This is a genomic window from Bacteroides cutis, from assembly GCF_900241005.1.
Classification (GTDB): domain Bacteria; phylum Bacteroidota; class Bacteroidia; order Bacteroidales; family Bacteroidaceae; genus Bacteroides; species Bacteroides cutis.
Map to the genome: position 1 here is coordinate 410685 of NZ_OEST01000001.1, position 12230 is coordinate 422914.

The 12230-nt window shown below is 40.4% G+C and carries 14 protein-coding genes and 1 tRNA gene; 2 read left to right on the forward strand and 13 right to left on the reverse strand.

Annotation, left to right across the window (positions count from 1 at the left end; genetic code table 11):
• Positions 1–118: 118 nt before the first annotated feature.
• The 8 genes from C1A09_RS01580 to C1A09_RS01615 form a co-directional block, all read right to left on the reverse strand.
• Positions 119–189: transfer RNA gene (locus C1A09_RS01580), tRNA-Gln, on the reverse strand.
• 92 nt (positions 190–281) lie between these two features.
• Positions 282–1574, reverse strand: coding sequence for a tyrosine--tRNA ligase (gene tyrS / locus C1A09_RS01585; protein WP_101541983.1), 1293 nt, complete (start codon positions 1572–1574; stop codon positions 282–284).
• Positions 1575–1651: 77 nt separating this feature from the next.
• On the reverse strand, positions 1652–2329 hold the full coding sequence (locus C1A09_RS01590) for a TatD family hydrolase (RefSeq protein WP_101541984.1): 678 nt from the start codon (positions 2327–2329) through the stop codon (positions 1652–1654).
• A 48-nt stretch (positions 2330–2377) separates the two neighbouring features.
• Complete coding sequence (yidD, locus tag C1A09_RS01595) at positions 2378–2599, reverse strand: membrane protein insertion efficiency factor YidD (protein WP_101541985.1); 222 nt, start codon at positions 2597–2599, stop codon at positions 2378–2380.
• Positions 2596–3066 carry a ribonuclease P protein component gene (gene rnpA / locus C1A09_RS01600; protein WP_101541986.1) on the reverse strand — a complete coding sequence of 157 codons (471 nt, stop codon included), beginning with the start codon at positions 3064–3066 and terminating at the stop codon, positions 2596–2598. Before rnpA ends, yidD begins: the two co-directional genes overlap by 4 nt.
• A 116-nt stretch (positions 3067–3182) precedes the next feature.
• Complete coding sequence (locus C1A09_RS01605; protein WP_101541987.1) at positions 3183–3935, reverse strand: uroporphyrinogen-III synthase; 753 nt, start codon at positions 3933–3935, stop codon at positions 3183–3185.
• Between the two features lie 4 nt (positions 3936–3939).
• Positions 3940–4671, reverse strand: a complete 732-nt coding sequence (locus tag C1A09_RS01610) for a DUF4271 domain-containing protein (RefSeq protein WP_101541988.1) — start codon at positions 4669–4671, stop codon at positions 3940–3942.
• Positions 4668–5255, reverse strand: a complete 588-nt coding sequence (locus tag C1A09_RS01615) for an LOG family protein (RefSeq protein WP_101541989.1) — start codon at positions 5253–5255, stop codon at positions 4668–4670. The genes C1A09_RS01610 and C1A09_RS01615 overlap by 4 nt, the downstream gene beginning before the upstream one ends.
• Positions 5256–5407: 152 nt before the next feature.
• Between C1A09_RS01615 and C1A09_RS01620 the strand changes: the two genes are divergently transcribed.
• Together C1A09_RS01620 and C1A09_RS16205 are read left to right on the forward strand one after the other, a co-directional pair.
• Positions 5408–5815, forward strand: coding sequence for a ribosomal maturation YjgA family protein (locus C1A09_RS01620; protein WP_101541990.1), 408 nt, complete (start codon positions 5408–5410; stop codon positions 5813–5815).
• Positions 5816–5928: 113 nt separating this feature from the next.
• Complete coding sequence (locus C1A09_RS16205) at positions 5929–6342, forward strand: hypothetical protein (RefSeq protein WP_145998961.1); 414 nt, start codon at positions 5929–5931, stop codon at positions 6340–6342.
• 85 nt (positions 6343–6427) lie between these two features.
• Here C1A09_RS16205 and C1A09_RS16260 read toward each other — a convergent pair whose 3' ends face one another.
• The 5 genes from C1A09_RS16260 to C1A09_RS01650 all read right to left on the reverse strand — a co-directional run bounded on the left by C1A09_RS16260 (position 6428) and on the right by C1A09_RS01650 (position 12221).
• Entirely contained in the window at positions 6428–6805 is a 378-nt protein-coding gene (locus C1A09_RS16260; protein ID WP_101541992.1) for a hypothetical protein, read from the reverse strand.
• 465 nt (positions 6806–7270) lie between these two features.
• Entirely contained in the window at positions 7271–7846 is a 576-nt protein-coding gene (locus C1A09_RS01635) for a hypothetical protein (RefSeq protein ID WP_101541993.1), read from the reverse strand.
• Positions 7847–7950: 104 nt separating this feature from the next.
• Positions 7951–8499, reverse strand: a complete 549-nt coding sequence (locus tag C1A09_RS01640; RefSeq protein ID WP_101541994.1) for a hypothetical protein — start codon at positions 8497–8499, stop codon at positions 7951–7953.
• A 195-nt stretch (positions 8500–8694) separates the two neighbouring features.
• Complete coding sequence (locus tag C1A09_RS01645; RefSeq protein WP_101541995.1) at positions 8695–9231, reverse strand: hypothetical protein; 537 nt, start codon at positions 9229–9231, stop codon at positions 8695–8697.
• On the reverse strand, positions 9210–12221 hold the full coding sequence (locus C1A09_RS01650) for an RHS repeat domain-containing protein (RefSeq protein WP_101541996.1): 3012 nt from the start codon (positions 12219–12221) through the stop codon (positions 9210–9212). Before C1A09_RS01650 ends, C1A09_RS01645 begins: the two co-directional genes overlap by 22 nt.
• Between the last annotated feature and the right edge of the window lie 9 nt (positions 12222–12230).

Genomic DNA, 12230 nt, shown 5'->3' on the forward strand with positions numbered 1-12230 from the left:
CCTATTCGGTGGCACGACCGTGCCAATTTAATGGCAATGCTGTGCCAATATGGTGGCAATACCCATGGGTTAGAAAACAAAAAGCTCCGACAATCATCGATTATCAGAGCCTTTCTTGTTGGACTACCAAGATTCGAACTTGGACAAACAGAACCAAAACCTGTTGTGCTACCATTACACCATAGTCCAAACTTATGTGCTTTCTGTTAAAAAGCGGTGCAAAGATAGAATTATATCCCGAAATATGCAAATATTTCGGGACTATTTTTTTGTATCCCTTGTTATTTAGCAATAATCAAGTAATAATTCTTCTTGCCACGCTGCACCAGCAGGTATTTTTCATCCAACAAATCGGCAGTGGTAACTACCTGATCGAAAGCTGTCAGTTTCTCTTTGTTCAAAGAAATGCCACCACCTTGCACAAGCTTACGCATTTCGCCTTTAGAAGCGAATACAGGGGCATTGTCTACAAATAAATCAACTGCTTTCACCCCGGCCGACAATGCATCTTTGGATACCTCAAACTGAGGTACTCCTTCGAATACGGCAAGCAATGTGTCTTCATCCAATTTCTTCAAGGCATCGGAAGTAGCGTTACCGAAAAGTATGTTGGAAGCATCAACGGCCGCGTTGAAATCTTCTTCGGAATGAACCATAATGGTCACTTCCTTGGCCAGACGCTTTTGAAGGACACGCAGATGCGGAGCCGCTTCATGTTCGGCAATCAGCGCGTCAATTTCTTCTTTGGACAACGCCGTGAATATCTTGATGTAGCGGGCCGCATCGGCATCGCTCACGTTCAGCCAGAATTGATAGAATTTGTATGGAGAAGTATAACGAGGATCCAACCAGATGTTTCCGGATTCGGTCTTGCCGAACTTACCGCCGTCAGCTTTCGTAATCAGCGGGCTTGTCAAGGCAAATACCTCACCGCCATTAGTACGACGGATCAGCTCTGCTCCCGTAGTGATGTTGCCCCACTGGTCTGAACCACCCATCTGCAACTTACAACCTTTGGTTTCGTACAGATGCAAGAAGTCGTAGCCCTGCAACAGCTGATAAGTAAATTCCGTAAAAGAAAGACCGTCACGAGCCTCACCGTTCAAACGTTTCTTTACAGAATCTTTAGCCATCATATAGTTTACGGTGATATGCTTGCCCACTTCCCGTGCAAAATCAAGGAAAGAGAAGTTTTTCATCCAATCATAGTTGTTTACCAACTCAGCACGGTTAGGAGCATCCGATTCAAAGTCCAGGAATTTGCTCAACTGTTTCTTCATGCCTGCCATATTGCGTTGCAGCGTTTCTTCAGTAAGCAGATTACGCTCTGCCGATTTCCCTGAAGGATCACCAATCATACCCGTAGCTCCTCCAATCAATGCCAACGGTTTATGTCCGCAGCGTTGGAAATGACGCAATATCATCACACTGCAAAGATGTCCGATGTGCAAAGAGTCCGCAGTAGGGTCGAAACCGATATAAGCGGTAACTTGTTCCTTAGCCAGAAGTTCTTCTGTACCCGGCATCATATCGTGGAGCATGCCACGCCATTTTAATTCTTCTACAAAATTCATCGAATGATTACTGATTAATTATTTGATTTATACTTTGTAAGTGCAAAAGTACGACACTTTATCTGAACAAACAACTCTTATCGCTTAAAAAAGACTTTACCGATATTCTCCCGAATCGTTTCTTCAAGTTGTTCCAAGGATATTCCACGTACTTTGGCAGCGCACTGATAAAGTTCGGTTATAGGTATCCTGCTTTCATCCGTCTCTAAGAAAAGGCGACCGGAAGGAATTGTGCGGAGCGCGTCCGCCTGATACTTTTCGCCAAAAGAGAGATAGAAACCATGACGGAGAAATTCCTGCGCTAAAGCAGGCTTCCCACGGAAACCATGAATAATCCAGGGAACAGAAGGGCGTAAAGTTTGTTTTAGTTTCAACAATTCGTCTACGGCTCTCACTAAATGAATGATTAACGGCTTGCCTATCTCATCGGCAAGACGTGCCTGGTATTCAAAAACTTTTATTTGTACGTGGACGGGAGTATCGATAAGCTTATCCAACCCTGCCTCTCCTATTGCCAGCACCTGTGGATGAGCAACCAACTCGCGGGAAAACATTCGTTCGGCTTCATTCTGAATAGCCAACCGTCCGGCTTGCATACTATCCTCAAAAGATGAATGAACTCTCCAGGGATGTATGCCCACAGAATACCAGCCTCCTTCTTGAGGAGTAAATTCCTCAGGATAATAATTTACGATGGCCGTACCGGGTATTTGCAGTAAATTATGAGTATGTATATCGACGGGAACTATTGTCATCAAAAGAGAGGTTGCATTTAGTGGGAGAATGAATAATAAAGAAATTTATCAAGGCACAGGATCGTATCCTGAACCTCCCCAAGGATGGCAACGCAAAATTCGCCTGATTGCCAGGTAAAGCCCTTTTAAAGGGCCATGTTTTTTGATCGCTTCAACAGCATATTGAGAACAGGTAGGAGTAAAACGGCACGAAGGAGAAATCATGGGAGAAATACACCTCTGATAAAAATAAATGGGAAGCAACAACAGATATGAAAGCAAACGTTTCATGGTTCTTGCACCGATTGAGTTTCCTCAGCTCCCATAGCAATCGCTTCAGCAGTTGCAACTGTTTCAACAACTTCCTCCTTTTCGATAGTTAAGATTTTCTCGGCAATGCGAGCCAAAGCGGTTTTCATTCTTTCTTCTATCACCGAGAAAGCCACCAAGTCATCCGACAAATAAATAAAAGCGACCGCCAACCGAATTTGCTTTTGAGCCAATACATTCAATAGTTCCTGCTTATTCACACGGTACGCCTCACGTATCCGACGCTTCATACGGTTGCGTTTCACCGCCCGCTTGAAATGGCGTTTTGAGACACTGACAAGGATGGAAACAGGTGCATCCAACTCCCCGACCGGCAGATATACCACACGCAAAGGAAAGACAGAAAACGAACGTGATCCGCCCGCAAACATCTTTTCTATTACTTTTTTTCTATTGAGCCTTTCGGGCTTACGCAGGGTATTTGCCACTTATATAATTATGAGTTACATATTACAAATTACGAATTACAAGATTACAGGAACATGACTCTCGCCACATATTTCCAGCCGTAACTTGTAATTCGTAATTTGTAACTGTATAAGGTTTATTTTCCTTTATTATTCTCCTTGATAAACATATCAAGTGCAGCCGTCATAGAAGGAGCCTGCACGCTGGGAGCTTCCAAGTCCAAACGAAGTCCGGCATCACGAACGGCTTGCGCAGTTGTTGAGCCAAATGTTCCGATTTTAATTTCTTTCTGCTCAAAGTTCGGGAAATTTTTCTTCAAGGAAGTTACACCTGCCGGACTGAAGAACACAAGCATGTCGTAATCAAACGCTTCATCAGGAGTAAAATCATTGCTCACTGTACGGTACATCACAACTTCCGTATGCTGAATCTTATTCTTATCCAATAGATTTTTGATTTCATCTGAATGTACATCCGACATCGGCACGAGATATTTTTCAGTCTTATGCTTTACGATGGAGGGTAAAAGATCATCGAACTTTCCGGTATTTCCGAAAAAAATCTTGCGTTTGCGATATTGCACATATTTTTGAATATACAAAGCAATCGTTTCGGTCACACAAAAGTATTTCATGGTTTCCGGTATAGTCACTCTCAATTCCGTGCAAAGATGGAAAAAGTGGTCAATGGCATGACGTGACGTGAAAATAACGGCAGTATGGTCCAATACAGAAACTTTTTGCTGTCTGAACTCTTTCGCGGAAAGGCTCTCCACTTTGATGAACGGGCGAAAATCTATTTTCACACCATACTTTTCGGCAATGTCGTAGTAAGGAGATTTCTCTGATGCCGGTTTCGGCTGCGACACAAGTACTTTCTTAATTTTCAATGTCCTAAAAATTTATTATCAAATAATCATTTAGTTGAATCATACCCCGATACAACATGAAACAAGGAATGATTTCAAGGGCACAAAAGTACAAAATTAAAAGCAAACCGCCACATAAATTGTTACAAAAAAGCTTTAACCACTTGTATAACATCAATATTTTAGTAAAAAAGGCTAAAAGCAATCCGATTATCATTGTAGACTGCAAATTCAAATCAAAATAGACAACGAACAGAGCAAAGGGGAAAAGGGCAAACCCCAAATAATAAAGTAGTGTAGAATAAGACTCTAGCCAAAGAGTTGTTGTACCTTCGTCAAAAAAAATCCAACCTAAAAAAGAATATATCGCCCATTTCAGAAACAGATATACAAGACAGGTTCCGACATAAATTCCCAATAAAATGAAGGGCGGTACCCTCTGTACCAAATCGGGAATTGTATCATTAAAGTAATTGAACAAACAAACCCCCGCAAGTATACAGGTTTGTAAAATAAGCAAAAGTAAATATCGCATATCAGCAGCCGTAGAAGTAGCAAATATGCTGGTACGTTCGCGATGAAGCAGAAAATCTTTTACCAACTGAAGCAAAAATTTACGGCTACGGGACAAGACATAAGCTGACAGGAAGAAACAACATAGCAGAATCACAGTAATGCCATCGTCCATTCTTGGAGAATAAGGAATAGGAATTCCTTCCGTCCCCGACACCATCCAAGCTATCAACAGGTTTATCATATCGCTGCAAACTTACGGATAGAGACATCCCAAAGAGGAGTGCCATACATCAACTCCACAGCTTCCTGCGGTGTCTGTGCCACATGCCAGATAGCGCCATGCTGCTCGCGCATAAAGTTTTCATCCACCGCTTTCCGGAGCATATCAAGCAGAGGGTTAAAATAACCTTTCACATTCAGTATGATAATCGGATTCAGATAGAGCCCCAGCTGCTTCCAGGTGATGACTTCAAGCAGTTCCTCCAGTGTGCCGCATCCACCGGGCAAAGCAATAACAGCGTCACTTAGATCAGCCATCATCTTTTTACGTTCATGCATGCTTTCCACTTCAACAAGTTCGGTAAGTCCCGTATGATGCCAACCTTGTTCCACCATGAAACGGGGAATCACACCGGTCACTTCTCCCCCGGCAGCAATCACGGCATCGGCTACAGCAGACATGAGTCCCATATTCCCCGCACCGTTAACCAGGCGGATATGCTTTTCTCCCAACAGCCTCCCCAATTCACGCGCCACATCAAAATAAACCGGGTCAATCTTTGTGCTTGAGGCACTGTATACACATACGGAAGTTATCTTATTCATCGTCTTACTCTATACCTTATATTATATGGGGACAAAGGTACATGATTTCAAGGAGATTTGAAATAAGAGATACAAAATTCAAACTTAAACAATGGAAGTTATCCCATTCTACTGATTTTTCCTAAATTTGCCCTAATTTAAAATCCCACCCTATGAAATACCGACGTTGGGCATATCTAGTTATTACTTTCCTTGTCATATTGACTGGCCTTGCTTCCCGGAGATACGGTGAACTGTTACCCGCATTCATTGCAAAATATGCCGGTGACACGCTTTGGGCCGTTATGGTTTATGGAGGATTACGTTTTCTTTTTCCTTCCGTATCTGTATTTACAGCTGCTATGAGTTCCTTACTCTTTGCTTATGGAATTGAAATCAGTCAACTATATCAAGCTGATTGGGCAAATGCCGTGCGAAACACTCCGCTTGGCTCATTGATTTTCGGACACGGTTTCCTATGGTCGGATATGATATGCTATACCGTTGGAATAGTGTTCTCTGCCACTATAGACTCTTACTTTTCTTCTTCTCGCCGGAAACTTCCATCCGGTAAGTTATGAATGCAAGGATTTTCAATCCCGACCGGTTATTGCCTTGCAATTAAACTGCGAAAAACCGCCCGAAGAATAACCGGCACCTTCTCTGTAAACTGACCGGCATTGGAACCACCCCCATGCAACTGCTTCCCGCTCAACCTGCCCAATTCATCGTAAGTGTTGTTTGCCAGCAACACCTCCGCCTGGTTGTTCAGCTTGTGACAGGCCTCTTTCAGCCTTTCCGCAGAATCGTAGGTATAGGTGTACACTTCAGTATGCGCCGGTTTCCCTGTAGCGGTGTGCACATGCTTGTGCTTGAGCGGTTTCCCGCTGAAGGAATAGGAAAGGAAGTCCGTGTCGGAACCGCCCATCAGATTGGTGGAACGCTGTTGTACCATCCTGCCATCCGCATCATAGTAAAAGGCGGAGACGACCGCCCCAGCAGACCCTCCCAAGCAGAAACTTCGTGTGCCTGTCAGGTATCCTTTTCCCGAGGCAGTTCCGTCAAAACGAGCGTCATATCCGCTATCCGCTTCGTAGGCAAGCCCTGAAGGCATGCCGCTCATCCCGAGAAAAAGGGTTTCTTATATACAGAAGCAGCGGATGTTTTTCATCCGCTACGACAGATGATTCAAGTTATAATGAGTACATTACATCATCGAAATCGAAGAAACAAATACATTCTATTTTACTTTTCTTTTTACTAAAGATTACCCTTGTTAAATAGACCATTCTACGAGGTATCAAATTCGAATGAAGCTTTTCTTCTTTTCTTATCTCCTCAATATTCCATTGAGAAGATAATTCCATCATTTGTTTTATAAAGAAAGGCTTTTTACTCTTCTCAAAATCATGAATATCCCATTGATCGCATTCGTAAGAAAGCAAATCCTTTCGTGTCCAAAGTGTTGACATCAATGATTCGAAAGACTCTCCATGTATTTCTAATATAAAAATGGTATCATTTAGAGTGTTCACATCTAAATCTTGAAAAACATGATACTTCTTTCTCACTTTATTATATTTCTTGGTATAAGAAATATATTCCTTTTCAGAAGAATCTGTTAAACGTCTTTGGCAAGACTCAATCTTATTGGATATTTTATTCCAATTTTACGCTACCATCTTTGTAACCCCTATTTGTAACAAGAGAATGAGGATAATAATTCTTTTCATAATTTTAAAGTAACAAGAATGTGCCAAATGCCTGGTTTAGTTATTATATTCTACCATTTCACTTTTGACACATCCTTAATAATTAATAAATATAAGGAGTAGTTGGTACTGTTACTCCGCCTATGCCTACAATCTTTCTATAATACAAACTTACTCCGGTTCCTTTCTTTAATAAAGGAGTCTGCGGATCTCCTTTCCCATTTGATATTCCGTAATGAGTTCTCAATGGAAGACCATGTTCTGATCTTAATTGGTTTTCAACACTCGTCACGTCGGATGAAGAACATCCGCTGCAACAGATATCTATCGTAAACTAGTATTTTTTGTTATATATAAACAACCAGATTCACAATCTATTATCGCAGAAAAGTCATGTTGCAATAAGATATAAATAACATACCTTTGTTCTGACAAACTTAATATATTATCATCGTTACAGTATGGAGTAAACCACATCTCATCAAAATAAGCTGATAATAAACCCTGTATTCCTTCACTTTGATAAATAGAGTCTATACGATTTTGTGGAACAACGATATTTTCTCTTAATTTCATATATGAAAGACTGTCTACTATTAGTGTATCTTTCTCCGATAACATAATCAAACCTTCAGGAGAGATTTTCGTTTTATAGTTATCTTCCTTTACAACTGACCTCAGTTCAATCTCATCTAATACTACCTTACAAATAGAATCACACCATTTTATATTGGTTGAGATTACAAGGGGAGCAGTACTAATTGTGACATTAGAATTTATCATTTCTTTTTCAGAATGACAGTACTTCAGATATAGGCATAAAACTACTACCCCTATGATCGTTATTATTGAAATAAATAACTTATTCCAATGGTTCTTCCGGTACTTTTCTCGTTCCATATATTTCACCTATTGCTTTTCTTATTTTATTCTCGGTCTTTGAATCGGGAAATTCTTATAATCGGAACTAGCGGAAGAAGAATATCCGTAGTGATATGAGAGACTCAATCATGATTTAAATTCCAAAAATCACAAAAAATCATGCAGTCAATTTGAGGCTTCTTTCCGCTTATGATGATCCTGGTCAAAAAGATTATTTCCACTGGTAATGTTTGATTTGCCTTTTCTTCTTTTCTTATTTCTTGTATATTCCACTGAAAAGCCAAGTCCATCATTCTTTTGGAAAAATATCTTTCTTTCACTAATTCTACTTTATATTTATTACAGCCAGCATATGAAGACGAATACGAAAGCATACTTGAACGAGTCCAGATTGTTGATAAGAGCGAGAGACTGACCTGATCCGTTTCCTCCAAAACATAAATAGTATCACACTTTTGTATATTTAGCCGTTCGAATACACGACTTTCTCTTCTTACCTCATCGTATTCTTTTATAAAATATTTAAAAATCTTGTTCGATTCATCATTTTGTTTTAGCAATGCTTGTTTCTGACAAGACGCAATCTTGTTTGATATCTTGTCCCAGTTTTGTGAGAACGTCTTCAAACTGCCCGCTTGTAATATTAAAATAAGTATTATAATTTTATTCATCAGTATATATATTTAAATAGTATTTCCTATAAAACCAAAAGACTTAGGCTTCAACTTTCAATTTGGGTTATGAAGAAGTGCCATTTTAGACTTCCGACCTCTTGTATATCCCCAGCACCCTACATGTTGTTTCCGAATCTGAAGATTCTTATAATTGGAAGCAGCGGATGTTCTTCATCCGCTGCGACTGAAATATTACTGCAAGCATTTCAGATGTTTAGCAATATTTGCAATAACCTCAATTGGAAGCTCATTTTTAGTACTGACAAATTTATCTCCTACACGAAAAGTCATTATACTCTTCTGTTCGCCAATAACGTCAAGGACTTTCTTTGTAAGCTTCTTTAATTTATCGTTATATTCAATATATACACTAATAGACTTGAAATAGATTTTTTGATGCTTGTCTTTAAAAAAATGATAATCGTAATACAAGGACAAACTATCATTGGTTATAATAAAAACTTCCTTACCATATTTATTCCATAAATACAGTTTTAATAAATAGCCAGAAATGATCCAAGATACTATGCATGTCGCAATTAGTCCAAAAGATATACCATTTCCTAACGTTAATAGAACAAGTAAAGAAATGATAGGACTTAAGAATATTATCGATGCCAATGAAATGATAACACCCAAAATAATCTTGTTTGCTTTTCTTTCATTAATTGTCAATGAGATATTATCCGAAAATTCCAAGCTAAAATTTAATAATGATTCTGTTTCCATTTTTGATAATCTATACTTCTGCTTTTTAAAGCATTTTGATATGTTCCATATTTCTTTATTGTATATTGTCCTCTTGTTTGCATCAGAAAACGATTCCAAGGTTTTATTTGATAATATGACTTAGGAATAAGATTTGTTGCATCCAAAGGGTTAGGTAACCATGTCAGTGGGTCTGTCATAATATTCCAATACCCCTTACTCATATTTTCCCATATTCCCTTTGTTCCATCTACACCATTATCATTGGCATATTTTACCCAATTATATTGCATCCCATGTGCTTGGGTATTTCCGCTTTTAAAATCATTAAATTTATCTCGTCCTACAACATATTTATATTCATACATTCTTGTTCCACTTTCCTCATCAACACCTAATTGCTCAATGGCCATATAATTCCCCTCATTTTCACCTGTTGTTATCTTATGTAAATGATATTTGTCTTTTCCATTTACTGTTACAGGAATAAATTTTTCGTCTAAAAGTCCTATGCCATTACTTCTATAATTAACCAAATTATAATCCCAAACTTCATTTGCTGGTACTGTATCACATCCTGTCGGGTCAATATATTTTATAGGATTATTCAAACAATAGGCAAAAGGATTGGTTGAGGAATACTTCTCCGCCAATGGATCCACCGTTGTAAACTGCCCTAACGCCGCATCATACTGTCTTGCCCCGTAATCATACCAATTTACCCCTTTCTTGGTATTCAGTTCCTTCCCGTTGTACTTGTAAGGTTGGACACTTGGGGAAGAACTTGCAAACAATCCTCCGAAAGGATAGTAATGGTTCACTTCTTCCACTGTGCCGCTACTGTTGACAACCAGCCGGTTGTTGCCCTGATGGTCTTTCACATAATAGTGGTAGGTGTTGTCCGCAAGAGTAACATATCCTTCTTCTGTCAGGAGAAACTTGGCCACATTGTCTTCATAAATCACATTCCCGCAATATACAATATAAGACGGAATATCTCCAGCTCCGCTTACAGTGTGGAGAATCTCCCTCCGTTTCACCCCGTCGGCCGTATAGCCGAACTGCGAAAAACCGCCCGAAGAATAACCGACACTTGTAGGCAAATTTAAACAATTATATTGAATATTGCTAATTCCCTTATTCAAATCTTTTGTTAAATTGCCGTTTGCGTCGTAAGCATACTCATCTGCCTGTTTCACACCGTCCTTGAACTCGAAGCCACCGTTGTGGGCAGAAGCGGTCGCCGCATCGTCCACACGGTTCAACCGGTTGCCGTCCAGGGTATAAGTCAGATTATCAATCAAGCCATAAGCAGAAACAGAAATCTGTCCATAACGTTGCAAACTTTTGATGTTTCCGTTCTTGTCATACGAGGTCACTTTCTCGGTGAAGCGACCTGCGCCGTGAGTGGCATTTAGCAGTCGGTTTAAACCGTCGTAAGAGAAACTATAGCTGTGGCTGCTACCGTTTGCCGTCCAGTTCATAGTAGTGATGTTTCCGTTGTAGCCTGTGCTACCATTGTTGTAGGTCAGTGTCTGAGTGAACTTGCCACCTGTAATTCCCGTCAGCCAGCTGCGGATGTTGTAGGAATAGGCGGAGGAATGCGCCGTTCCACCCAGCTTCTTGCTATTTAAGCGTCCGAGGTTATCATAACCGTATTCGGCAAGCGTCACAGTGCCCAAGTCATCCAATTTATGTTGCACCTTCAACAAACGATCCGCATAGTCGTAGCTATAGGTATAAACTTCCACCAGGTTCTTTTTGCTTGATGTGTGCGTATGAGTCAAAATCAACGGCTTGTCGGTGAAACTGTAGACGGTCGCTGTCACATCGTAACCGCCCATGGCGTTGCTTTCCACACGTTTCACTTCACGCCCGCGAATATCATAGTAGAAGGCTTTCCATACAGGGCTGCAAACATTGAAACCGATTACTTTTTGTCCTGTCAATGCGCCTTTACCGTAACCGGAAATATCGTTCGTGAACTGGCTCACCGGGAAACCGGTGCTCCCTACAAAACTGTAGTCGTCGTAATAGTTCTGTATCTGCACAACTGCATTAGAGGTTACAGATTGATTGGTACATTCTCCTTGCTCAGTCAGCCTGCCGAGATTGTCATACAGATAATATGTCCATTTTCCATTGGTACGTTGGTTTCCATCCTGCGAAAAAGTCGGCGAGTCGAGATCTCCATAGATATATTCCGTCGGTGCGGTTCCCGGCAGTTTTTTCCAGATACAACGGTTACGTTGATCGTATCTGTACTGGAAAGCATACAAATCAAGATCGGCATTCATCTGATACATCGGTTGCAGTACAAAACAAAGATTTCCAAAATCATCATATACATAATAGGTATCACACGGATCATCACCATTCATCTGGCGTATAAGCACTGTATGCCCCTGTTTGTCTGTGAAAGTATAACTCGTATTCCCATCTTCATCAGTGGTTCTGACAACAGAAAGCTGGCCGGCCGTATAATTCCCGTTGGCATACAAAGTATTTCCAGCAGCTACTGTATAATTAATACAACTTAAGGGAGCTGTGACACTGTTCACGGAATATCCCGTCAAGACAGGATGCCCTTCCCATGACGCTCCGGGACCATATTGACCAGTTATGCGATTTAAAGGTGATGCATCATAAATAAAATGATTGTACGGTCGCGCATCGCCATCATAGCTACTTAGAGCCATACTTTTAAAGTTATCCGGTGATATATAATCCGAAGCCGTTTTAATTGGTATCCATGTGTACGTGTTCCTGCTTACAGCATCATACTCTTTCAAAGTAACAAGTATGTTACCTGTCTGTATGTTGTCCTTCACTACTTTTTCCACAGTCTGAAACGGGCGTCCCAGACCGTCAAAATAAGCAATGTTATCCACATGACTGCTTCCGTCATCTTTCAGCATTGTACGTGTGCGGATATAATTCTCTGTACTGACCTGTGCCAAAGTTGTACAGGAAAGACATAATAATGGAATCAGTAATTTAAATCGTTTCATCGTTTTTTC

Coding starts and splice junctions, on each gene's coding strand:
- tyrS (WP_101541983.1), bottom strand. CDS start 1,574: ATGAATTTTGTAGAAGAATTAAAATGGCGTGGCATGCTCCACGATATG.
- C1A09_RS01590 (WP_101541984.1), bottom strand. CDS start 2,329: ATGACAATAGTTCCCGTCGATATACATACTCATAATTTACTGCAAATA.
- yidD (WP_101541985.1), bottom strand. CDS start 2,599: ATGAAACGTTTGCTTTCATATCTGTTGTTGCTTCCCATTTATTTTTAT.
- C1A09_RS01610 (WP_101541988.1), bottom strand. CDS start 4,671: ATGATAAACCTGTTGATAGCTTGGATGGTGTCGGGGACGGAAGGAATT.
- C1A09_RS01615 (WP_101541989.1), bottom strand. CDS start 5,255: ATGAATAAGATAACTTCCGTATGTGTATACAGTGCCTCAAGCACAAAG.
- C1A09_RS01620 (WP_101541990.1), top strand. CDS start 5,408: ATGAAATACCGACGTTGGGCATATCTAGTTATTACTTTCCTTGTCATA.
- C1A09_RS16205 (WP_145998961.1), top strand. CDS start 5,929: ATGCAACTGCTTCCCGCTCAACCTGCCCAATTCATCGTAAGTGTTGTT.
- C1A09_RS01635 (WP_101541993.1), bottom strand. CDS start 7,846: ATGGAACGAGAAAAGTACCGGAAGAACCATTGGAATAAGTTATTTATT.
- C1A09_RS01640 (WP_101541994.1), bottom strand. CDS start 8,499: ATGAATAAAATTATAATACTTATTTTAATATTACAAGCGGGCAGTTTG.
- C1A09_RS01645 (WP_101541995.1), bottom strand. CDS start 9,231: ATGGAAACAGAATCATTATTAAATTTTAGCTTGGAATTTTCGGATAAT.
- C1A09_RS01650 (WP_101541996.1), bottom strand. CDS start 12,221: ATGAAACGATTTAAATTACTGATTCCATTATTATGTCTTTCCTGTACA.